The organism is Deinococcus koreensis (assembly GCF_002901445.1).
GTDB lineage: Bacteria > Deinococcota > Deinococci > Deinococcales > Deinococcaceae > Deinococcus > Deinococcus koreensis.
Genome location: NZ_PPPD01000003.1, coordinates 198,655 through 221,851 on the forward strand (window position 1 = coordinate 198,655; position 23,197 = coordinate 221,851).

Below are 23,197 nucleotides of genomic sequence, written 5' to 3' on the forward strand. Positions count from 1 at the left end.
TCTGGGCTATGAGCACCGACACCATCTGACCGCCACCTTCCGAATTCCCGCCGCTGACTCCACAGGAGCCCCGCTGTGACCACTGCCCCTCTGCCCCTGCCCGACTCGGCGCGCGCTGCCAGCCTGCCCGACGCCGCCTTCCTGGCCCGCCTGAAAACCCTCACGCAGTACTACGTGGTCACGGCCTTCCTCGCGCTGCTGGTCGGGGTGCTGATCGGCCCGCTGCAGGCGCTGAACTACGGCGGCGTCAACGTCTACGACACCCCCATCCTCCGGGCGCTGCTCAAGTCCTATTACCAGGGCCTGAGCCTCCACGGGGTGCTGAACGCGCTAGTCTTCACGCAGTTCTTCATCAGCGGCTGGCTGCTGTACCTGCCGACCCGTGACCTGAAGGTGACCATCAACCTGCGCTTCGCGTGGCTGAGCTACCTGATGATGACCGCCGGCCTGCTGATCGCGGCCGTGCCGCTGCTGCTCAACCAGGCCACGCTGCTCTACACCTTCTATCCGCCCATGCAGGGCAGCCCCGTGTTCTACATCGGCGCGGCCATCATGGTGGCGGCCAGCCTGCTGGTGGCCGGCCAGGTCATTGCCGCCTGGGTCGGCTGGAAACGGGCCCATCCGGGCCGGGTCACGCCGCTGGTCGCCTTCATGAGCGTGGCGACCTGGATGATGTGGACAGTCGCCTCGCTGGGCCTGGTGGGCGAGGTCGTGTTCGTGCTGATCCCCTGGTCGCTGGGCTGGGTGGGCGGGGTCGATCCGCTGCTCTCCAAGACCCTGTTCTGGTGGACGGGGCACGCCATCGTGTACTTCTGGGTGCTGCCGGCCTACATCTCCTGGTACGCCTTCCTGCCCCACCACGCCGGGGGCCGGATCGTCTCGGAGCCGCTGGTGCGCCTGACCTTCGTGCTGTTCCTGCTCAACAGCACCCCGGTCGGCTTGCACCACCAGTACGCCGACCCGAACATCTCGACCACCTGGAAGTTCATCCACATGTTCCTGACCTTCCTGATCGCCGTGCCCAGCCTGCTCACGGCCTTCAGCGTGGCCGCCTCGCTGGAGGACGCCGCCCGCGCGCGCGGCGGGCGCGGTCTGGTCGGCTGGATCGGCCACCTGCCCTGGGGCCAGCCGGTGTTCAGCGCGTCGGTGCTGGCGATGGTGTCGTTCATCGTGGGGGGCGCGGGCGGCATCGTCAACGCCAGCGCGGCCTTCGCCCCGGTCGTGCACAACACCGCCTGGATTCCGGGGCACTTCCACATCACGGTGGGCACGGCGACCACGCTGACCTTCATGGGCACGGCGTTCTGGCTCATCCCGCACCTGACCGGCAAGCGACTTCCCAGCGTCCGGCTGGCCTCGGCCTCGGTCTGGACATGGTTCATCGGCATGATGGTCTTCGCGCTGGGGATGCACTGGCAGGGGCTCCTGGGCGTGCCGCGCCGCGCCCTGGTCAGCGCCACCACCCAGGACGTGTACCGCGAAATGCCCATCCGGGTGCCGGCCCTGCTCACGGCCATCAGCGGCATGATCCTGCTCGTCAGCGCCCTGCTGTTCTTCTACGTGCTGTTCCGGATGCTGCTCTCCAGGCGCGTGGACGACAGCGAGGCCACCACGCCGATTCCGTACAGCGAGGCCATCAGTTCGGCGGGGGAGACCCTGGCCGGCGCGAGCGCGCTGGTGCGCCTGACCGAACCCCTGCTGGCGCTGTGGGGCGTGGCCCTGTTGCTCGTGCTGCTGATGTACGGCCCGGTGGTGGCCCGCCTGCTCGCCGAGGCCCAGCTCGTGCCGGGCTGGAGGCTGTACTGATGGGCGGCGCGGACTCCATCTCGGGCCGGGAACTGGCGGCCTTCGGCGCGTTCGCGCTGCTCGCCCTGGCCGTCGGCTTCGGTTCCTACCGCGCGGGGCACCAGCTGGCCGGGAGTCAGGGGGCGGCGGGGATGAGCGCGCCACTGGCGAACGCCCCGGTCAACGGCGCCACGCTGTACGCCTCAGCCTGCGCCGGGTGTCATGGCGCGGCAGGCACAGGGGGCATCGGCCCGGCCCTGCAGGACACGGCGGCCTGGACGGACGCCCAGTTCGCCACCGCCGTGCTGCGGGGCCTAGACGACCAGGGGCGCGAGCTGTCGGCCGTGATGCCCCGCTTCGAGCAGGCCGGGCTGGACGGCGCCCCGCCCACCGCCGAACAGGTGGCCGCCCTCCACGCCTTTATCCGGGCGCTGAAGTCGCCCTGAGCCTCACGTGACCCCCATCGGCCTTCGTCGGGACGTCTCTTTAAGGACGTCCCGGTCGTTGATCTGGAGGTGTTCCCGCTGCATCTGGGGACTCGGCGGGTGAGGGGGGCCAGGGAGCCGGGAGGGGAAGAGTGGACGCTGCCCTGTCCGGCGTCACGGCCCGGGGTAACGCGCCCGTAATGCCCCGGGAGCAGGCTGGGCTGGACGGGGTCGGAGCGGTTCGGCCGTCCCAGCGTGGGGCCCGCCCGGGCCAGACCCCAGGAGGCTCGCCATGCGCGACCAGCACGGAATACATGGACTTCTCTGCCGCACGGGCACCCTGCTCGTCGGCCTCGCCTTGAGCGGCGGCGCGCTCGCCCTGGACTGGCGCACCGGAGAGACCGTGACCATCGGGCCCAGCGAGGTCATCCGCGACGACCTGTACGTGGCCGGCACCGATGTCCGCATCGACGGCACGGTCACGGGCGACCTGATCGCCGCCGGCCAGCGGGTGCGGATCGCCGGGAACGTGCGCGGTGACGTCTGGGCAGCTGGCGGGACGGTCACCCTGGCCGGCCGGGTGGGTCGGAGCGCCCGGCTCGCGGGCTCGGTGCTGACCCTCGAACCCGGCACGAGCATCGCCCGCGACCTGCTGGCGGGCGGCGTGGGGCTCGACCTCGCCCCGGGCGCGCGGATCGGCCGCGATCTGGCCTTCGGCGGCGCCCAGACGCGCCTGAACGGCACGGTGACCCGCAACGCCTACCTGGGCGCCACGGCCGTGCAGCTGGGCGGCACGGTCGGCGGGAACGCCCGCCTGAACGTGGACAACCGCGCCTCGTGGCCCCAGAACTGGACACCGGGCATGGTGCGGCCCGACCCCCTGCCCAGCGGTGTCCGGTTCATGCCCGGTGGGCGCGTGGCCGGCGACCTGACCCTGCAGATGCCGGATCGGCCGATGATCCCGGCCCGGCAGGTCGGGGGTCAGATGCACTACCAGCCCACCGCCGTCCTGCCCACCCCGCGCGTCGGCGTGCCCAGGCCCCCGGCCAACCCGCTGGGGCTGAACCTCCTGCGCGATTTCGCGGGCCTCTCGCTCATGGCCCTGCTGCTGGTCGGGCTGGCCCGCACGCCGCTGAGCGAGGTCTCGCTACGCCTGAGACGGGCGCCGGGCACCAGCCTCGGGTACGGCACCCTGATCGCCCTGGGCTTCCCCCTCGGGGTGCTGGCCCTCTTCGGTGTGGGGGTGACGCTCGCCGCCCTGCTGACCCTGCTGGGCCTGGGCGCCCTGGGGCTGCCGCTGGGGCTGATCGGCGCCCCCACGCTGCTGGGCCTCGGCGCCCTGGTGATGTGGCTGGGCTGGTGGGTGGCCCAGGGCCTGGCCGCCGTCCTGCTGGGTCAGTGGCTCCTGGGAGCGCTGGCCCCTGAGCGCCGGCCGGCCCTGTGGATCCGCGTCCTGCTGGGCGCCCTGACCCTGGCCGCGCTGACGCAGCTTCCCGTGCTGGGCACGCTGGTCACGCTCGGCGCGCTGCTGGCCGCGCTCGGGGCCACCTGGCTGTGGTGGCGCCCGCCTCCCTCCCGCGTGGGCCCGCTGTTCACGCCATACCCTGCGTGAGTTTATCGGCCGCCCCGGTCGGCATCGTTCCGGGGCGGCCGAAGCCTGGGAAGGAGTCCCCATGTCCCGCCCTGCCCCCGCCACCTTCCACGTCCTGCCGTTCCCACGTTCGCGGCGGCTGGTCGTGGACGCCGCCGACTTCGCCCAGCGCCGGCATACGGTGCGCGGGCTGATCGAGGTGGACATGACGCTGGCCCTCCGGCGGCTGCGTCCTCCAGGCGGCGAGCGCCTGTCCCTGACCGCTTTCGTGGCGTACGCCCTGGCCCGTGCCGTCGAGGCCGACCGCCGCCTCCAGGCGTATCTGGACTGGCGGGGCCGCCTGGTCGTCTTCGACGACGTGGACATCGGTGTGATCGTCGAGGTCAGCGTCGAGGGCCGCTCGTTCCCGCTGGCCCACGTGCTGCGCGGGGTGAACCGCCGCACGGTGCGCTCAGTCCACGACGAACTGCGGGCCGTGCAGGCCCGGCCCAGTTCCAGCCCCAGCCTGCGGCGGGCGCGCTGGGCCGGGCTGTTCCTGCGCCTGCCCGGCGTCCTGAGGCGCGGGCTCTACCGCTGGCTCAGCCGTCAGCCGCAGCGCTGGAAGGCCAGCTTCGGCACGGTCGGCCTGACCTCGCTGGGGATGTTCGGGGCCGGAGCCGGCTGGGCCCTGGCGTTGCCGGTCTATCCCCTCACCGTGACCGTCGGCGGTCTCAGCCTGCGCCCCGCCGTGCTGGGCGGTCGGGTCGTGCCCCGCGAACTGCTGAACCTCACCCTCGACTTCGACCACGACCTCGTGGACGGTGCGCCGGCCGCCCGCTTCGTCCGGCGGCTGCGTGCCCTGCTGGAAGGCGCGACCGGGCTCGACGAAGCGGACGGGGCCGTCCCCCAGAAGGAGGAGTTCATATGACCACCCCGGCTCTCCAATCTCCCGCCCGGCCACCGCTGTCCCTCACCGGCACGCCGGCCCGTCCACGCGCGCGGCGCGCCCTGCTCTGGAGCGCCGGCCTGCTCGCCGGCCTGGGCCTGCTCGGCTGGCTGGGCCTGCAGGTGCCGCCCCGCCCCTTCCCGTCGGCTCCCGGCGGGGTGGTGTCCGGGACGGTTCCCCTGCCGCCCGGTCTGCCCGCCCCGGTGGAGCGCTTCTACCGCCAGACCTACGGAGAGACGCTGCCCGTGATCCGCTCGGCGGTCATCAGCGGCCGCGCCACGCTCCGCCCCGTGGCGGGCGGCCCCACCTTTCCCGCCCGCTTCAGATTCATTCACGAGGCCGGGCGCAACTACCGCCACTACATCGAAGCGACCTGGTTCGGCTGGCCGATCCTGAAGGTCAACGAGTCGTACCTGGACGGTGTCAGTACCCAGACCATGCCCTGGCCGCTGCCGTCGAGCGTGGGTGACCCCAGGGGGGCCCAGGCCGCCAACCTGGGTCTGTGGGCCGAGTCCATGAGCCTGCCCGCCCTCTTCGTGACCGATCCCCGGGTGCGCTGGACGGCGGTGGACGACCAGACCGCGCTGCTGCGGGTGCCCTTCGGCGAGGCGCACGAGACCTTCGTGGTGCGCTTCGACCCGGCGACCGGGCGGCCGACGCTGCTCGAATCGATGCGCTACCGCAGCGGCGCCGACCCGCACAAGACCCTCTGGCTCAACGCCTTCCTGAGCTGGGCCCGCCTCGGGGGCGTGACGCTGCCCCGAACCGGCGCGGCGACCTGGCTCGACCAGGGGCGGCCCTGGGCCGTGTTTACCACCGAGGAGATCGTCTACAACGCCGACGTGTCTACATACGTGCGGCAGACGGGGAGGTGAGGGGAGGGTCGAGGGTGCCCGGCGTCCTCGGGGCTGCTGCGGCTCATCGACCAGACCACGACGGGCCTGCAGCGAGGCGTCCGGAGCGAGGTGGAGGACGAAGCGTGACGGTGGTCGTCTCTGAAGGAGGGGGGCGGCCAGGGTTCGGTGGTGCGCTGGATCGAGCGTGACCGGCCCTCCAGTGGGCGCTCTCCTGACCGCCCCGACACCTCCGGCGTCCCGAAGAGCTGGACACAAAAGCGACGGGTGGCCTCTCCCCAGTCGGTCATGCCCCGCCGATACGGATTCCAGCCCACGGATGGCCCAGGCCCGCGTCAGCCGGGGTGTGTCATTCTATTGACACTCATACGTGCTGAGGTGCCGCAGGATGAAGGAGTCATCCTTGTCGGCCTGCTGCCACGATCCGGCGTGCTGGCCAGGGCGCGGGGTTCTGGGGAGCTGCTGGAACCGCCTGCGGGGAAGGCCGACAGGCCATGGCTATGATCTGGCTGGAAATCAACATGTCTGGGGAAACTCCCCTGCGTCCCGCCCCCACCTTCCGAGGAGTCGAATGCCGCTCTCAGAACTGTCTGGACAGACCGACGCCGAACAGCTGATCCTGCTGAGGTCGGTGCTCGATCATGCCAACGACGCCGTGCTGATCACCGAGGCGGAGCCGGTCACGCCGCTGGGGCCGCGCATCCTGTACGCCAACGCGGCCTTTACCCGCATGACGGGCTACACGCTCGACGAACTGCGCGGCCAGACGCCCCGCATCCTCCAGGGGCCCCGCTCGGATCGCCGGGTGCTGGACACCATCCGGGAGGCCCTGCAGCGCTGGGAGCAGGTCGAGGTCGAGCTGATCAACTACCGCAAGGACGGCAGCGAATTCTGGGTGGAGCTGTCGATCTCGCCGGTCGCCGACGCTCGCGGCTGGTACACCCACTGGATCGCCATCCAGCGTGACATCACGCAGCGCAAGCGTTCCGCCGAGTACCTGACGCGCGAGCGGGCCGAGGTGCTGGAACTCTCCGCCCAGGGTGCGCCGCTGAGCGCCGTGCTGGAGCGCCTGCGGGGCATGGCCCGGCATCACTTCGGCACGCCGGACGTGGCCTTCGAGCTGAGCGGATCGGCCTCCCTGGCCGCTGTGCCCGCTCCCGGGACTGGACTGGACAGCGCCCTGGATGGAGCCGGCCATCCGCCCGCAGGCGAAGATCCGACGGCCGCGTGGCGCCAGCCGGTCACCGGCCTGTGGGGCCGCCACCTGGGCACCCTGGTCGTCGAGGCGCGCCGGGCCGCCACCGAGGACGATCTGGTTCAACTGGCGGCCCTGGCCCAGCTGGCGGCGCTGCTGATCGACCGGGACGCGGCCCGTAGCGCGCTGGAGCTGAGTCACACCGAACTGCAGGGCGCCGTGCGCCGCGCCGAGGTGCTCACGGCCCTGGGCGACGTGCTGCAGCAGGCGCTGACCCCCGACGAGGTCGCCGCGCGGGCGATGGATCAGCTGGGCCCCGCGCTGGAAGCCGGGAGCATGCTGGTGGTGCGGCTCGACGGCGACCTGATCCGGATGCCGGCCACCTGGGGCGACACCCCGGCGACCATCCTGGAATACATGTCGCGTCCCGGACTGACCCTCGCCGACGCGCCGGCGCTCCGGCAGGTGGCCGCCGGCCAGGAAGGGCTGTACGTGGAGAATTATCAGACGGTGGCGGGCGCCCTGCCCGACCTGCCGGCCATCGCCTACGGGGTGGAGCCGCTGCGGACTCCCGACGGCGCCCTGCAGGGGTTTCTGGTGGCCTGGAGACGACCTGGCCCCTGGCAGCAGGGCGCCCGCACCCTGATGCGCCGGGCGGCGGGCACGCTCGGGCTGGCGCTGGAGCGGGCCGAGAGTCAGGCCCGCATCGCCCAGCAGGGCGAGCAGCTGCGGCAGAACAACCTCGACCTCCAGCGCGAACGCACCTTCCTCAGCTCGGTGCTGGCCAACCTCTCCGAGGGCGTGGTCGCCTGCGACGAGGCGGGCCGGCTGACCCTCTTCAACGACTCGACGAAGCGCTTTCACGGCGTCGACGCCGCCCCGCTGCCGCCCGAAGAGTGGGCCCAGCACTACGAGCTGTTCGCGGGCGACGGCGTCACCCCGCTGAGCACTGAAGAGGTGCCGCTGTACCGTGCCTGGCAGGGCGAGCAGGTGCGCGAGGCGGAACTCGTGATCCGCCCCCGCAACGGCACCGTCCGCCAGCTGCTGGCCAGCGGGCAGCCCATGTTCACGCCGGATGGCGAGGCCCTGGGCGCCGTGGTCACCATGCGCGACGTCACGGCCCGCAAGGCGGCCGAGGTGCAGTTGGGCCGCAGCAACGAGGAACTCACCCGCCGGAACGCCGAGCTGCGGGCCGCCAACGACGAGCTGGAGGCCTTCGCCTACTCCGCTTCCCACGACCTCCGCACGCCGGTGCGGCACATCAAGAGCTTTTCCGAGCTGGCCCGCAAGGCGCTGGCCACGACGCCGAACGAGCGGGCCAGTGCCCACCTGGGGCGCGTGGAGGCCGCCGCCGACCGGATGTCCACGCTGATCGACGCGATGCTGCTGCTCTCGCGCAGCACGAGCACGCCGCTCAAGACCGGCCCGGTCAACCTGCAGGCGCTGTTCGACCGCGCGGTGCTGGATCTGGCGCCGGAACTCGTCGACCGCGACGTCGAGTGGCGGCCCGGCCCGCTGCCGGTGGTCGTGGGCGACGGGGCCATGCTGGGGCAGGCACTGGGCAACCTGCTCGCCAACGCCGTGAAGTTCACCCGTCCCCGGGCGAAGGCCGTGATCGAGGTCTGGTGCGAGGACGGCCCCGACGGCTGGACGATCCTCGTGCGGGACAACGGCGTGGGCTTCGAGGAAAAATACACCCAGCGCCTGTTCGGCGCCTTCCAGCGGCTGCATACGGATCGCGAGTTCGAGGGCACCGGGATTGGTCTGGCGACCGTGCGGCGCATCGTCCTGCGGCACGGCGGCGTGGTGTCGGCGACCGGGGCGCTGGGGGCGGGGGCCACCTTCGGCTTCACCCTGCCGAGAGAGCGCTGAGCGAACCTCCGGAGACTCACACGCGGCTGGGTAGACGGCACATGCGCCCACCTCTGGGCGTCTGACATGCCGCCCTCCAGTCCCTCGTGCAGTGTCAACCGATCAGCTGTCGCTCTGCTCCCAATGCTCTCGCGGGACTCGGCTGTGCCGCTGGCGAAGAAGGTCGGGGTGAGGAGGTAAGGTCGGTGGCGGAGGGATCCATTCCGCCACCGAGCCTTGAGTTTCGGCTGATCCCGTACCAGATCGGCGGCGCCTCGCCGGTTCCCCTCCAGAAAGTGCGTCCCAGCGCGGCCTGCGAAGACCGGGCTCACAGGAGGCTCAGGAAGGGGCCTCGGAACGGGCGTGAGGGGTACCGTACCCCCTAATCTGGAATGTTCGCCGCCGAGCCGAATCAGAGTCCGCTGGTTTCGCGTGACCTCCAGCCCCCCATGATCCCATGCCCGAACCTGTTCGCACTAATCGCAGTTAGTTTTAAACTGTGGGCATGACCGACCTTGTTCTGCGGCAGGGCGCCCTGAGTCTAGCCAACCTCACGGATCAGTCGCTGCGCGTCCGGGCGATCGAGGCGGCGGCGACCTACGACACGGATCTCCTGATGGATCTCACCGTGGCCTACATGACCACCGCCAGCCGCAAGGGGGCGCGTACCAGCGCCAAAACGCTCGCGGCCTACCGGCTGGCCGTGCGCGATTTCGTGCCCTGGGCGCATGACCACGGCGTCCAGCTGTTGCGTCCGGGTCGCCGCGATGGGGGCCGCTATCTGGCCCACCTGGGCACCCGGCCCTCGCAGGGCCAGGGCCGGAGGGGCCGGCTCTCGGCGGCGACCCTGGCGCAGTACACCGCCGGGGCCCGCGCTCTGTACCGGGCGCTGCGCTGGGCCGGGGCCACCGACGCGCAGCCCTTCGAGGACGTCGCGGTGGCCGCCGATCCCACGCCCGGCATCGTGAAGAACCCGCCCTACCGCCGGGAGGTGGAGGCCGCCCTGGCGCACTGCGAGCCCCGCCTCGCGGCCCTGCTGCTGCTGTGTGCCCACTCCGGCCTGCGGATCACCGAGGCGCTGGGCGTCTCCCGGCCCGATATCCAGGGCCGGCTGCTGGTCGTGCGCGGCAAGGGGGGCAGGGCGCGCCACGTGCCCCTGGGCGCCCGGGTGCGCGCGGCCCTGGAGGGTCTGGCGCCGCTGGACACGGACGGCCGCTTCTTCGACTGGAGCTACGGGCAGGCCACCTACCGGGCCCAGAAGGCCTTCGCCCAGGCCGGTCTGGACTGGCGGGGATTCCACGCGGCCCGCAAGCACTCGGGCACCCGGCTCTACGCCGCCACCCGCGATTTCACGCGGGTGGGGCTGTTCCTGGGCCACGCCTCGGTGGACACCACCCGCCGCTACGTGGCCGTGGACTCGGACGATGTGTCGGCCGAGGTCGAGAACTGGTAACCGGGGCTGACTGGCCACAGGTGGGGGGCGACCCTGAGGCCGGGTGAAGGGAGCCGCCGCATCCAGACCGTGCCGGGCTGATTCCAGCCGTCCCGACCGGCCTCTTCACCCGGTCTTCATTCAACGGGTCGGGATGGCGGGGGCGGGTCGCCGGCCCTGTACAGTTCTCGCGTAGACCCCGGATTCGTTATGCCCCTGATGCCCGATCATCCCCTAGCCTCGTCCGCCCCCGATCCCCGCCGCCTCCTCGCGTCCCTGCCGGATCCCTTCTTCACGCTGGACGACCAGTGGCGCTTCACGTTCATCAATGCCCAGGCGGAGGCCTTCGTGGGCAGGAACGCCAGCGAACTACTCCATGTCAGCTTCTGGACGGCGTTTCCCGCGACTCTGGGCACCAAGTTCGAGCTGGAGACCCGCCGGGCCCTGACCGAGCAGCGCCTGACCGAATACGAGGAGTACTATCCGCCCCTGCAGCGCTGGGTGGAGGTGCGGGTCTTTCCGGACGGCGTGGGCGTGGGCGTGCTCTACCGCGACATCACCCGCCGCAAGCAGGAGGAGGCCCAGGCGACGCTGCTCGCCCGGCACGCCAGCGACCTGATCAGCGTCCATCTGCCCGATGCCGGCCTGACCTACCGGTCGCTCTCGCCCTCGGTGGAGACGGTGCTGGGCTACCGGGCCGAGGAACTCATCGGCCGCTCGGCGCACGAGCTGATCCACCCGGACGACCTCGGGACGGTGCCCGAGGGGGTGCCCCATCAGGCCGGCGCCCGGCGGCACACCTACCGCATCCGGCGCCGGGACGGCACCTACATCTGGCTGGAGACCACCAGCAACGAGCTGCGGAACGCGGACGGCGAGGTGGGCGAGATCCTGGCGATCTCCCGCGACGTGAGTGCCCGCCGGCAGGCGGACGACCTGCGCCTGCAGAACGAGGAGCTGCAGGCCGAGACCGACGCGCTGGCGGCCTTCGCCCTGTTCACGCGGCAGGTGGGCAACCAGAGCGACCTGACCTCTCTGGCCCAGCAGGCGGTCGAGACCCTGGCCCAGACCTACAGCGATGGCAGCGCCGTGTACTACGACCGCGAGGGCGACCTGTGGCGGGCCGCGGCCTGGGCGGGCGACATCACGCCCGAGACCGTGGCGCTGGCCCGCGCCGGCTTCGAGGTGCAGGCCCTGACCCCACAGCTCGGCGAGACGGGCGAGGGCGACACCCAGGCGGCCCAGTTCGTGGATGGCTGGGCGCAGGCCGGCGGCGTGGTGGGCGAGCAGACCGCCGACTATGGCGCGGCCGCCCTGTATCCGGTGCGCCGGGGGGGCGAGGCGGTGGGGCTGCTCACGGCGGGCCTGAAGACGGCGCAGCAGTGGAGTCTGCGCAACCGGGCGGTCTTCCTGGCCGTCGGGAACGGCCTCACGCTGGCGGAGGAGCGCGCCCGGCTGACGCGCCAGCTGCTGACCCAGCGCAGCGAACTGCAGGCCCGCAAGGACGCCCTGGAGGGTTTCGCCGAGCTGGCCCGCGACCTGGCGTTCGAGACGGATGTCGTGGCGCTGGTGCGGCGGGCCCAGGACATCGTGCTGTCGATGCTGCCCAGCGGTGTGGCGTTCTACTACGAGCCCGACGGCGACGTGTGGCGCGTGCGAGCCCAGACCGGCAGCGTGCAGAGCGAGGCCCTGCAGAACGCCATCGATGCCGGCCTGCCCTTCGAGGCCACGGGCAACCTGATCCAGCCCTGGCGAACCGGGGAGCCCTACTTTCAGGACGCCTACGCCCCCGACACCGACCGGCTGGCCGACCGCGTGGGCCATATCGGCTCGACCGCCACGCTGCCCATCGTAGTGAACGGGCGGCCGCGGGGGGTGCTGGCCGTGGCGCTGTTCGGCTCCCGCCAGTGGAGCGACACCGACCGGATCGTGCTGGGGACGGCGGCGCAGCACCTGACCCTGGCGCTGGAGCGAGCCCAGGTGGCGGGGGCCCTGCAGGAGCAGCGCCAGCAGCTGGAAGCGGCCAACGAGGGGCTGGAATCCTTCAGTTACAGCGTGTCGCACGACCTGCGGGCGCCGGTGCGGCATATCCAGGGCTTTCTCGGCATCGTGCGCCGCGCGCTGGCGTCGGGCGACAGCGTGAAGCTCGCGTCTGCGCTGGACGTGATCGATCAGGCGTCGGGCCGCATGAACCTGCTGATCGACCAGCTGCTCAAGTTCGCCCAGGTGTCCCGGCACGACCTGGCACGCCAGGAGGTCGATCTCACGGCCCTCGTCCGCGAGGTGCGCCTGGAGGTCATGGCCGGCCGCGAGGACGGGGCCGTGACCTGGCTGGTCGGGCCGCTGCCGGTGGTGATGGGTGATCCCACGCTGCTGCGGCAGGTGCTGACGAACCTGCTGCAGAACGCCGTGAAGTATTCGGGCACGCGCGACCGGCCCGAGATCCGGGTGCAGGCCCACACCACCCCGCAGGCCCACGTCATCGTGGTGGCCGACAACGGCGTCGGGTATGACCCGCAGTATCAGGATCGGCTGTTCGGGGTCTTCCAGCGGCTGCACTCGGAGCGCGAGTTCGAGGGCACCGGAATCGGCCTGGGCACCGTCCGGCGCATCATCCAGCGGCATGGGGGCGAGGTATGGGCGTCCACGGTTCAGGATCAGGGCGCCACCTTCTCCTTCAGCCTGCCCCGGAGCTAGCCGTGGCCTGGTCGGCCTCCAGCACCAGACGTCGTCCCACACGGTCATGTGGTCGGAGGCGGGCGTCGCGCTGTGCCAGCGGGTGGGCCCTCCTGCTGAATCCAGCGGCCGGGGGCCGAGGTGAACAGGTGTTCATCCAACCGTGGGCACTTCGGGGGCTGGATCTGATGTGCTGGACACAGGACTCGACTATGGGAGCAGATCCGGCCGCCGCCACCCCACCAGCCCCCGGCGCGTTCCCTGGCGCCTGGGTGGGTGGCTCAGCGCTGTCCGCTGGCCCTGTCTGCACCTCATGACCTCTCCTCCGCCCCTGACCACCGCGGCGCTGTTCCAGGCCACCCTGGACGCGCTGAGCGCGCACGTGGCCGTGGTCGAACCGTCCGGGCAGGTGGTGGCGGTCAACCGGGCCTGGGCCCAGTTCTGCACCGACAACGGCGGTTCGGAGACGTCCTGTGGAGTGGGCAGCAATTACCTCGCGGTCTGCGGAGACGCCCCCGAGACCCTGGAGGATGCCCCGGTCATGACCCGTGGGCTGCTGGAGGTGCTGCGCGGAGAGCGGCCCGACTTCGCCCTCACCTACCCCTGTCACGCGCCCCACGAGCGGCGCTGGTTCCGAGCCCGGATCGTGCCTGTGCGATATGGCCCGGCTATCACGCACGCGGTCGTGAGCCACGAGAACATCACCGAGCGGGAACTGGGCCAGGTCGCCCTGCAGGAGAGCGAGGCGCGTTTCGAGGCGCTCGCCGACATCACGCCCGTGGGCATCGTGGTGGGAGACATGGAGGGCCGGCTGGAGTATGCCAACGACGCCTATCTCCGTCTGGTCGGGTTCAGCCGCTCAGAACTGGAGGCCGGCACCCTCAACTGGCTGACACTCACGCCCCCGGAGTGGCGACATACGGATGAACGGGCCGCTGCCCAGGTGACGGCCAGGGGCCTGTCGGACAGCTACGAGAAGGAGTATGTGCTGCGCGACGGTCGCCGGGTGCCCGTCATGCTGGCCCTGGCCCGCTCGGGCTGGGACGGCCACGAGCGGCTGTGCGGCTACGTGCTCGACCTGACCGAGCGCAAGGAGATCGAAGGCGCGCTGCGCAACCTGAACACCCGCCTGGAGGCGCTGGTCGAGGAGCGGACGGGCGAACTGATCGACCTGAATGTGGAACTGCGGGGTTACGCCGGGGCCGTCTCGCGTGACCTCCAGGCCCCGGTGACGCGCATCATGTCGCTCTCGCGGCTGCTGCACATGCGCCTGCACGGCACTCTGGAGGCCCGCGAAGACCTGCAGTTCGAGCATCTGCGCGCCGAGGGCCAGCGGGTGGCGGGGCTGCTGGAGGATCTCAAGGTGTTCGCGCAGGAACCCCGCCCGGCCCCCCTGCGGGCACCCTTGCCGCTGGGGCCGCTGGTGCTGCAGGTGCGCTCGGATCTGGAGGCGCTGTCGCGGGGGCGCCGCATCGAGTGGAGCGTGGGCGACCTGCCCACCGTCTTCGGCGACCACCTGCGGCTGCGCCACGCCCTGACCCAGCTGCTGCACAACGCCCTGAAATTCACCCGGCACCGCCCGGTCGCCCACATCGAGATCGGGGCACACATTGAGGGCCACCAGGCGACGCTGCGGATTCAGGACAACGGCGTGGGCTTCCCTGCCGAGCAGGCCGCCGAACTCTTCCAGGTCTTCCGCCGCCTGCACGGCGAGCAGTTCGAGGGCGCCGGGGTCGGGCTGGCCAACGTACGGCGGATCGCGCGGCAGCACGGCGGGCAGGTCTGGGCGCAGGGCGAGCCGGATGTGGGCGCCACCTTCTTCCTGGCCCTGCCCCTGGCGCCCGGCGGCGTCTTATCGTCCGACCCCTGACCCCGCACTGACACAGCGAATCGCGGCGGTCTGGTAGGCTTCACCCATGCCCCGCCTGCTGATCCTGTGCACCCACAACTCGGCCCGCAGTCAGATGGCCGAGGGGCTCACGCGGCGGGCCGCACTGGACGCCGGCCTGGAACTCGACGTCTTCAGCGCCGGCACCCAGGCCACCCAGGTCAAGGAGCAGGCCGTCGCGGTGATGAGCGAAATCGGCATCGACCTCGGAACCCACCACAGCAAGACGCTCCACGACCTACCGGATCCCTGGAACTTCGACTATGTCGTGACCGTGTGCGACAGCGCGGCCGAGGCCTGTCCGGTCTATCCGGCCCGCACCGTCCGGCTCCACTACCCCTTCGTCGATCCCTCGGGCGGCAGCCTGGAGCGCTGGCGGGCGGTGCGCGACCAGCTCCGGGGGCAGTTCGGCGCCTTCGTGGCCGCCCTGCAGGACGGTCAGCCCGTGCCGGCCAGCTACGAATCCAGCCCCGCCCTTCCCGTGGCCTGAAGCGGCCGCCTGGGAGGCGTGAGCGGAGGGTACCCCCTCCAGACGGAGGCCTCGCTGGGGAAGTCCGGTCTTTCTTCATCATGGGGACCCTTGGCCCTGCTTCCCCGGAGCGATCGGCGCAGCATGGCGGGGTGAAGACCCGGCGCCCCGGCCCCCTGTCCATGCTGCTTCAGGCGCCTGGGGTGGGCCGCGCTGGAGTGGTCTCGGGCGCCCTGAGCCTGGCCGGCCTGCTGGCCACGGCCGGGGCGCTGGTGCTGGTGGCCCGAGCCGTGGCCGCCGGGCTGCTGCAGCGCGAAGTGCCTGGTGTGGGCCCGGTGACGGCGATCCTGGCCCTGCTGCTGGTGCGGGCCGCCTGCAGCGCGGCCCGAGACCGGCTGGGGGCGGGGCTGGCCGCCGGCGCCGTGCGGTACTGGCGAAACCGGCTGAGCGGCGCGGCCCTGGCCCTGGGGCCGGTCGCCCTGGCCGACACCCGTGGCGCCGACCTGAGCACGCTGGACGCCGAACTCGGGCCGCGCCTGACGCCGTATTACGCCCGCTACCTGCCGGGCGCCGTGCACGCGGGGCTGGCCTTCGTGGTCATGCTGGGCGCCACCGCCCTGCTCGATCCGGGGACGGCCGGCCTCCTGCTGCTGACGGGCCCGCTGACCGTGGTGTTCCTGGCCCTGGTGGGCCTCGCCACCGGGGCGGCCACCGAGCGGCAGTGGCTGGCGCACACCCGGCTGGCCGGCCGCCTCCTGAGCGTGACCCGCCTGCTGCCCACGCTGCAAGCCTACGGCCGCGTGGAGGTCTACCGCGACGTGCTGGCCCGAACCGCCCGGCAGCACCGCCAGCAGACCCTGGGCGTGCTGCGGATCGCCTTCCTGAGCGGCTTCGTGATGGACTTCGCGGCCACCCTGGCGACCGCGCTGGTGGCGGTCTGGATCGGGGTGCGGCTGTTCGGGGGCGCGGCGTCGCTGGCCCCTACCCTGGCGGCCCTGCTGCTGGTGCCGGAGTTCTTCGGGCCGCTGCGGCAGCTGGGCGCAGATCGCCACGCCGCCCTGGACGCCGAGCCGCTAGCCGCGCGGCTGGGCGAGCTGCTGAAGAGGGAGGTGGCCCCGAGCGGAACGGCGGTGCCGTCCAGAGGCGTGCCCCAGCTGGTGCTGGAGGCGGCCCGTGCCGACCTGCCGCAGCCGACCTCCCCTCTCACCCTGAGCCTGCCGCCCGGCAGCCGCCTCGCCCTGCGCGGCCCCAGTGGCAGCGGCAAGACCACGCTGCTGCACGCGCTGGGCAAGCATGTGCCGTATAAAGGGACGGTCACCGTGGACGGCACGCCGCTGGACGAGCTGGACGCCCCGGCGTGGCAGGCGCGGGTCGCCCACGTGGCCCAGCACCCGCGCCTGATCGCCGCCAGCCTGCGCGACAACCTGCGCCTGGGCGATCCGGCGGCCGACGATGGGGCGCTCAGGGGCGCCCTGGGCGCCGTGGGGCTGGGCGGGCTGCTCACCGACCTGCCCGCCGGCCTGGACGCCCCGCTGGGCGAGGGCGGCGTGCTGCTGTCGGGCGGCGAGACGGCGCGGCTGGCGCTGGCCCGCGCGCTGCTCTCGGGCGCGGGGCTGATCCTGCTGGACGAGGTGACGGCCCACCTCGACCCCGAGAGCGAGGCGGAGGTGCTGGCCGCGGCCGAGAGGGCCTTCGCCGGGCGCACCGTCATCCTGGCGACCCACCGGGCCGCCCCGCCGGGCTGGCAGGACGTGTCGCTGATTGTGGACACGCCGCTCCAGCCGGCCGGGAGCGCCGCGTGAGCTGGGCCGCGGTGCTGGGCACCCTGGCCGCGCTGGCGGGCGTGGGACTGGCGGTCAGTTCGGGCCTGCTGATCTCGCGCGCCGCCCTGCGCCCCGAGGTGTTCCTGAGCCTGGGCCTGCTGGTGACCACGGTGCGGGCGCTGGGTCTGGGCCGGGCGGCGCTGCGCTACGCCGAGCGGCTGGCCGGGCACGCGGCGGCCCTGCGCGGCGGCGAGGGCGTGCGGCTCGCGCTGTTCGATACACTGGCCCGTTTCGGCCGCGACCTGCTGGGCCTGGAGCGCAGCGGCGACGTGCTCAGCCGCGCCGGGGCCGACGTGGACGCCCGGCAGTTCGCGGCCCTGCGCGTGACCCTGCCGCTGGCGGCGGGCCTGGGCGTGCTGCTGGGCCTCGGCGGCTGGCTGGCGTGGCTCGATCCGCTCCTGGCGCTGCTGGCCGTGTTGCCCCTGCTGGGCGCGGCGCTCTGTGTCCTGGCGGCCCGCCGCCCGGTGGCCGCCCTGACGCGCCGTGAGACCGGGCTCGCACGTGAGCACGCCACCCGTCTGCTGGACGCGCTGGCCGCCAGCGGCGACGGCGCGGGCCGCCATTCCGCCGCCGGGCTGGGCGCCTTGAGCGGGGAGCTGGAAACCGTCACCCGGCAGCTGGGCGCCCTCACCGCCCGCCTGACGCTGGCCCGCGAACTGGCCTTCGCTGCCGCCGTGGGGGGGGTGCTGTGGCGCGGCGCCGCGCTGGTGGGTGTGGGCGAGCTGAGTGGCGTGCTGCTGGCCGCCGTCACCCTGGGCACGGCCGCCGCCTTCGACGCCCTGGGGCCACTCGCCGCCGTGCCGGGCGCCAGCGCCGCCGACCGGGCCGCCCGCGACCGCTCCGCCGCCCTGAGCGCCCTGACCCCGGCGGTCACTGCGCCCGCCCACCCCCGGCCCGTTCCGCCCGGCCCGCTGCGGCTGGAGCTGCGCGGCGTGACCCTGCGGCGCGGCGGGCGGGTGGTGCTGGACGAGGTAAACCTGACCATCCAGGCCGGTGAGCGGCTGGCCCTGTCCGGCCCCAGCGGCGGCGGCAAGACCACCCTGGCCCGGATGCTGACCCGCGACCTCGACCCGGATGGGGGGCCGGACGGGGGACAGGTCACGCTGAACGGCGCCGACCTGCGGGAGCTGAATCCCGCTGCCCTGCGCGCCCGCCTCTGCCTGCACGAGCAGGACGCGCCCCTGCTGGACGGCAGCGTGCGCGAGAACCTGCACCTGGGCGACCACCAGGCCCCGGACGAGACGCTGCGTGCCCTGCTGGACGAGCTGGGCCTGAGCCACCTGGCACTGGACGCCTGGGTCGGCGAGGGCGGCAGCCGGCTCTCGGGCGGTGAGCGGGCGCGGGTCAGTCTGGCCCGGGCGCTCCTGAAACCGGGCGACCTGCTGCTGCTGGACGAACCGACCGCCCACCTGGACGCCGACACCGAGGCCCGCGTGCTGAACACCATCGCCCGTCACCTACGGGGCCGCGCCCTCCTGATCGTCACCCACCGCCCCGCGCCGCTGGCTCTGGCACGGAGGCATCTCACGCTCCGGCGCGGCCGCCTGAGCGAACCGACCCCCACCCCGCCCCCCGTGGCCCCGCGCACCCCTGAGAGGACGGCCCCATGAACGAGATCTTCGGTTTCTCCACGCTCGACCTGTCGCGCTTCCAGTTCGCCACCACCTCCATCTTCCACTACTTCTTCGTGCCGTTCACGGTGGGCTTCGCGCTGATCATCGCCATCCTCCAGACGATGGCCTACCGCAGCGGCGACCCGAAACTGGAGAACCTGACGCGCTTTTTCGGACACCTGTTCTTCATCAACTTCGCGGTGGGTGTGGTGACCGGCATCGTGCAGGAATTCCAGTTCGGCATGAACTGGCAGGGCTTTTCCAACTTCGTGGGCAACATCTTCGGCGTGCCGCTGGCGCTGGAGGTACTCATGGCCTTCTTCCTGGAGAGCACCTTCCTGGGCCTGTGGTGGTTCGGCAAGGGCAAGATCCGGGCCTGGGCCAGTCTGGCGAGCATCTGGACGGTGGCGGTCGCCACGGCCATCAGCGCCTACTGGGTGATCATGGCGAACGCCTGGATGCAGCATCCGGTGGGTTTCGAGATCAAAGGCGGCCGGGCCGTGATGACCGACGCGCTGGCGATCGTGCTCAACCCCAAGGGCCTGCAGTGGTTCGCCCACATCTTCACCGGCGGCCTCACCGTGGCGGCCTTCTTCGTGCTGGCGGTCAGCGCGTACCACCTGCGGCGCAGGCACAACGTGGACGCCTTCCGCACCAGCTTCAAGGTGGCGCTGCTGACCGCGTTCATCGGCTCTCTGGGCGTCACGGCGGCCGGGCACCTGCAGGGCCAGAGCGCCGTGCGCGACCAGCCCATGAAGTACGCGGCCTTCAGCGCCCTGTGGGACACGCCCACGGGCACCCAGATGCCCGAGAGCCTGCTGGCGCTGCCCAGCAACAGCCTTCGGGAGAACCGTTTCGAGGTCTCGCTGCCGTACCTGGGGTCGTTCCTGGCCTTCAATAACTTTACGGACAAGGCCAAGGGTATCAACGAGCTGCAGCGCGAATACGAGGCCCGCTACGGCCCCGGCAACTACATCCCCTGGGTCTGGCCGGTCTACTGGGCCTTCCGGGTCATGGTGGGGCTGGGCGGCGTCATGCTGATCGTGAGTGCCATCTACGTCTGGCGCTGGCGCCGGGGGAAGCTCGACGATCCCGGCCGCCTCTACCCGCTGCTGCTTTTCATGCCGCTGGTGCCGCATTTCGCCAACTTCACCGGCTTCATCACCACCGAGATGGGCCGTCAGCCCTGGATCGTGCAGGGCCTGCTGCGAACGCAGGACGCCGTGAGCTCCCTCTCGCCGCTGACCGTGCTCGTCTCCCTGAGCGCCTTCTGGATCGTGTACCTCACGCTGATCAGCCTGGACATCTTCCTGCTGACCCGCACCGCCCGCGCCGGGATGCACGAGCCGGACGCCCAGACCGCCTCCATCCCCGCCCCCAACTACCTGCCCGAGGGGGCGGCCCAGTGAGCCTCGACCTGCCCACGGTCTGGTTCGCCCTGACCGGCCTGATCTTCACCATCTACTTCTTCCTCGACGGCTTCGATTTCGGCGTGGGCATCCTGCAGCCCTTCCTGGCGCGCACCGAGGAGCAGCGCCGCGCCCTGATCGGCACGGTCGGCCCCTTCTGGGCCGCCAACGAGGTCTGGGTGATCCTGGCGGCCACTGTGATCTTCGCGGCCTTCCCGCGGTGGTACGGAGCGCTGCTGACCGGCATGTACCCGCTGTTCGCGCTGATCCTGCTGGCCCTGATCGGGCGCGGGCTGGCCTTCGAGTACCGCGCCGAGGTCGATCACGTGCGCTGGCGGGTCTTCTGGGACGTGACCTCGTTCATCACCAACCTGCTGCCGGCCTTCATCTGGGGCCTGATCATGGCGAACATGGTGCGCGGGCTGCCGCTGGGCGAGGGCGCGCGCTTCAGCGGCTCACCGCTGGAGGTGTTCAACGCCTTTGGGCTGCTGGGCGGGCTGGCGACCCTCAGCCTCTTCGTGCTGCACGGCGCCACCTACCTGCTGCTGCGTCTGCACACCGGCAGCGTGCTGCACGCCCGCGCCCGCCGCGCCGCGCTGACCTGGGGGGCGCTGGCGACCGTGTTCGTGCTGGCCTTCGTGTACGTGGGCTTCGTGCAGCAGGGGCTGTTCAACGCGCTGGGCTACTCCGAGTGGCTGTTTCCGGCGGCGGCGGCCGCCAACCTGGGGCTGGTCTGGCTGGCCCTGACCCAGCGGCGCGACGGGCTGGCCTTCGCGGCCACCGGCCTGACCATCGTGTTCTCCACGGCCACCATCTTCATCAGCCTGTTTCCCAACGTGCTGCCCAGCACCCTGAACCGGGCCTTCACCTTGACCGTACAGGGCAGCGCCAGCGAGCCGTACACGCTGTACCTGCTGACCTGGGTGGGCGTGATCTTCCTGCCGCTGATCATCGGCTATCAGGCCTGGAACTACTACGTGTTCCGCCAGCGCGTGCAGGAACGCGACCGCGAGATTCCGGGCGGCGGCTCGGGCGACTGAAAGCAATTCCGGTTGATTCCGTTCTGTTTTCGGAGTCCATCCGACTGAAGGGCGAAGGAACAAGGACGGAGCCAAACAGGACAGCGGAACCCCCGGTGCTCTTACGAGTGTTCCGGAATGGAGTGGAATCCGTAGGGTTCAATCGGCCGAAACCGAACCACCGTGCCCGGACGAGCGGAACCCAGTGTGGATCGGATGGCCGTGGGTTCAGTTCGGTCGCTTCGGTGACGGCCGTGGCGTCCAGTGCGGCTGAGACAGCAGGTAGCACAGCGCCTCGGCCACCCGGGCGAGCAGTTCGGTGTCGCCGGAGCTGAGGTCGGCGCCCTCGGATGCGCGGGCCACGCACAGCCAGCCCAGGGGCTGTGCGGCCGGGTCGTGAACAGTGTGGATCAGCACAGGCCGGCGGCTGTCCGGCTCGTGGGCGGGGTACGCTCCACCTGAACGGGCCGTACCCTGGCCCGTCACACGGTCGAGTTCGGCCTGCACGGCACTGAGCACGGCGGTGGGCCATCCGGCGACCGGGCCGGTTCCGGGCAGAAGGGAGCGCTGTGGGTTCACGTCGTGGGGCAGCAGGCAGACGTAGGGGGTCGGCAGCCGGGCCGCCAGGAACTCCTGCACCAGCCGCGCCAGCAGCGGCCAGCTGTGCACACGGCTGAGCTTCTGCATCAACGACAAGACCTGCCGGCCGCGCAGCAGTTCCGTTTCCCAGTGGCTGAGGTCGAAGGGGGGCCTGTGACGCTGATCCACCTGCGGCCGGCCATGCAGAATCCGCCGGGGGCAGGGCAGGTCGCTGCCGATGTGCTGAACCGAATGCACTTCCCCACTCTTGAGCTGATCGGCCAGCGTCAGGGTGCCCTGCGCCAGCGTGTCGCCCACGTCGCGCTGGATGAAGGTCAGGAAGTGCCGGAAGTGCGTGATCGCCTGATCGGCGCGGCCCAGCGTGCCCAGGCAGCCCATCAGGTTGCGGTGGTACTGCTCGCCGACCAGCGGGTCGGCCCGCAGCGCCCCGGCCAGGTTCTGGACAGCCGCCTGACACTCGACGGCGTCGCAGTGGCGGGATGCCAGCTCCAGCCGGGCGCGGACATAGACGGTTCGCAGGGTGTTCCGCATGTCGTCGGCCCAGGGCGCGGTCTGATCCGGCAGATATTCGCCCTCGTACAGACTGAGCGCCTGGTAGGTGTACGACAGCTGCCGCTCACGGTCGTCGGCGCCCCGGGCCTGGGTCAGCAGCCGCTGGAACCGGGTGTGATCGGCGTACTCGTGGTAGCGCGGGGCCAGTACCTGCCGGCCGTCCTGCTCCAGGATGGCGTCCGGATCGCCCAGCGCCTGCCGCAGCCGGTAGCGCGTGACCTTGAGGTTGTTGCTGCCGTCCCGGGTCTCGGATTCCCCCCACAGCAGGTCGATCAGGTCGGATCGGGTGTGGCCGCGTGGATCGCTGAGCAGCAGGAAGAACAGGTCACGCGCCGCCTGAGACGGCCATGATACCGCCCGGCCTGCCAGGACGACCTGCTGGTGCCCCAGTGTCCTCACGGCGATCGAGAGGGCGGGAGATGGTGCCGCAGTCGCTGTCGTCATCGTGAGTGTTCCCCCCGGAGACCTCGGTAGACCAGAGTGCGAATCAGTGGACAGAGAAACAGCGCCGCCAGAAGCTGGAATGTGCAGTGGCCGGAGCAGCTCAGGCGCCTGGGGGGGGCAGGCGGATGGCCGGAAGCCAGTTCTGGAGCAGACTCACCAGAAGACCTTTTCCATACGACGCCGGTTCCGTCCATTGTTCACTGCCGGCCGTCCCCCCACATGGAGGGAGCACCCCCCCGGCTTATGAGAGTCTTCATGATGCCAGCTTTCGGTCTGCATAAAATCCTTTCCTATAACTGTGGTGAAGTGCCGGGTGGAGGGCAACCCTGTTCACGGCCACCTGCACGCCGTTTTCCCGAACTGCCCAGCCTGTCGGCTTCCTCAACTGGTCAGGTCAGCCCCGTGTCATGAGAATTGTGTCCGAATGACTCATTCGCTGGACATAGGTCGTCTCCAGGCCGGATCGGCGCCCGCCCCCCGGCGAAGCTCCGACGGCGCTGCCGTGTCAGCAGCCATCTTTCTGCGGGCCGCAATCGATTTCAGAGGGGTGATGCGACGACATTCAACGGTTCGAAGCAATGGACGTCCCTCCTGCAAATGAGACAGATAGAGACTTATTAAAGCAGTCTTCATGAGATTTAGCAAT

General features: G+C 71.3%; 15 protein-coding genes. 14 read left to right on the forward strand and 1 reads right to left on the reverse strand.

Features of this window, described 5'->3' with window-relative positions; translation table 11 throughout:
* The first annotated feature begins 75 nt into the window (after window positions 1-75).
* The 14 genes from CVO96_RS19210 to cydB all read left to right on the forward strand — a co-directional run bounded on the left by CVO96_RS19210 (window position 76) and on the right by cydB (window position 20,976).
* On the forward strand, window positions 76-1,806 hold the full coding sequence (locus CVO96_RS19210) for a b(o/a)3-type cytochrome-c oxidase subunit 1 (RefSeq protein ID WP_103314069.1): 1,731 nt from the start codon (window positions 76-78) through the stop codon (window positions 1,804-1,806).
* Window positions 1,806-2,231: a c-type cytochrome gene (locus tag CVO96_RS19215; protein ID WP_103314070.1), complete on the forward strand. Its 426-nt coding sequence runs from the start codon at window positions 1,806-1,808 to the stop codon at window positions 2,229-2,231. The genes CVO96_RS19210 and CVO96_RS19215 overlap by 1 nt, the downstream gene beginning before the upstream one ends.
* A gap of 271 nt (window positions 2,232-2,502) precedes the next feature.
* Entirely contained in the window at window positions 2,503-3,822 is a 1,320-nt protein-coding gene (locus tag CVO96_RS19220) for a bactofilin family protein (protein ID WP_103314071.1), read from the forward strand.
* 61 nt (window positions 3,823-3,883) lie between these two features.
* Window positions 3,884-4,708 (forward strand): 2-oxo acid dehydrogenase subunit E2, encoded by an 825-nt coding sequence (locus CVO96_RS19225; protein ID WP_103314072.1) that lies wholly within the window; start codon window positions 3,884-3,886, stop codon window positions 4,706-4,708.
* Window positions 4,705-5,601, forward strand: a complete 897-nt coding sequence (locus tag CVO96_RS19230) for a DUF6544 family protein (protein ID WP_207795387.1) — start codon at window positions 4,705-4,707, stop codon at window positions 5,599-5,601. The genes CVO96_RS19225 and CVO96_RS19230 overlap by 4 nt, the downstream gene beginning before the upstream one ends.
* A gap of 550 nt (window positions 5,602-6,151) precedes the next feature.
* Window positions 6,152-8,647 (forward strand): PAS domain S-box protein, encoded by a 2,496-nt coding sequence (locus CVO96_RS19235; RefSeq protein ID WP_207795388.1) that lies wholly within the window; start codon window positions 6,152-6,154, stop codon window positions 8,645-8,647.
* Window positions 8,648-9,131: 484 nt separating this feature from the next.
* Window positions 9,132-10,079, forward strand: coding sequence for a tyrosine-type recombinase/integrase (locus CVO96_RS19240; RefSeq protein WP_103314074.1), 948 nt, complete (start codon window positions 9,132-9,134; stop codon window positions 10,077-10,079).
* Between the two features lie 189 nt (window positions 10,080-10,268).
* On the forward strand, window positions 10,269-12,755 hold the full coding sequence (locus tag CVO96_RS19245) for a PAS domain-containing sensor histidine kinase (protein ID WP_103314075.1): 2,487 nt from the start codon (window positions 10,269-10,271) through the stop codon (window positions 12,753-12,755).
* 292 nt (window positions 12,756-13,047) lie between these two features.
* On the forward strand, window positions 13,048-14,604 hold the full coding sequence (locus CVO96_RS19250) for a sensor histidine kinase (RefSeq protein WP_103314076.1): 1,557 nt from the start codon (window positions 13,048-13,050) through the stop codon (window positions 14,602-14,604).
* 46 nt (window positions 14,605-14,650) lie between these two features.
* Window positions 14,651-15,112 carry an arsenate reductase ArsC gene (locus tag CVO96_RS19255; RefSeq protein WP_103314077.1) on the forward strand — a complete coding sequence of 154 codons (462 nt, stop codon included), beginning with the start codon at window positions 14,651-14,653 and terminating at the stop codon, window positions 15,110-15,112.
* A 131-nt stretch (window positions 15,113-15,243) separates the two neighbouring features.
* Window positions 15,244-16,893: an ABC transporter ATP-binding protein/permease gene (locus tag CVO96_RS19260; RefSeq protein WP_243398520.1), complete on the forward strand. Its 1,650-nt coding sequence runs from the start codon at window positions 15,244-15,246 to the stop codon at window positions 16,891-16,893.
* Window positions 16,890-18,524 (forward strand): amino acid ABC transporter ATP-binding/permease protein, encoded by a 1,635-nt coding sequence (locus CVO96_RS19265; protein WP_103314079.1) that lies wholly within the window; start codon window positions 16,890-16,892, stop codon window positions 18,522-18,524. Before CVO96_RS19260 ends, CVO96_RS19265 begins: the two co-directional genes overlap by 4 nt.
* The gene (locus tag CVO96_RS19270) at window positions 18,521-19,936 is read left to right on the forward strand and encodes a cytochrome ubiquinol oxidase subunit I (protein WP_103314080.1); all 1,416 of its coding nucleotides are present in this window, start codon (window positions 18,521-18,523) and stop codon (window positions 19,934-19,936) included. The genes CVO96_RS19265 and CVO96_RS19270 overlap by 4 nt, the downstream gene beginning before the upstream one ends.
* The gene (cydB, locus tag CVO96_RS19275) at window positions 19,933-20,976 is read left to right on the forward strand and encodes a cytochrome d ubiquinol oxidase subunit II (RefSeq protein WP_103314081.1); all 1,044 of its coding nucleotides are present in this window, start codon (window positions 19,933-19,935) and stop codon (window positions 20,974-20,976) included. Before CVO96_RS19270 ends, cydB begins: the two co-directional genes overlap by 4 nt.
* Window positions 20,977-21,183: 207 nt before the next feature.
* Here the strand turns inward: cydB and CVO96_RS19280 are convergent, their stop codons facing one another.
* On the reverse strand, window positions 21,184-22,551 hold the full coding sequence (locus CVO96_RS19280) for an AfsR/SARP family transcriptional regulator (protein ID WP_133161866.1): 1,368 nt from the start codon (window positions 22,549-22,551) through the stop codon (window positions 21,184-21,186).
* Window positions 22,552-23,197 lie beyond the last annotated feature (646 nt).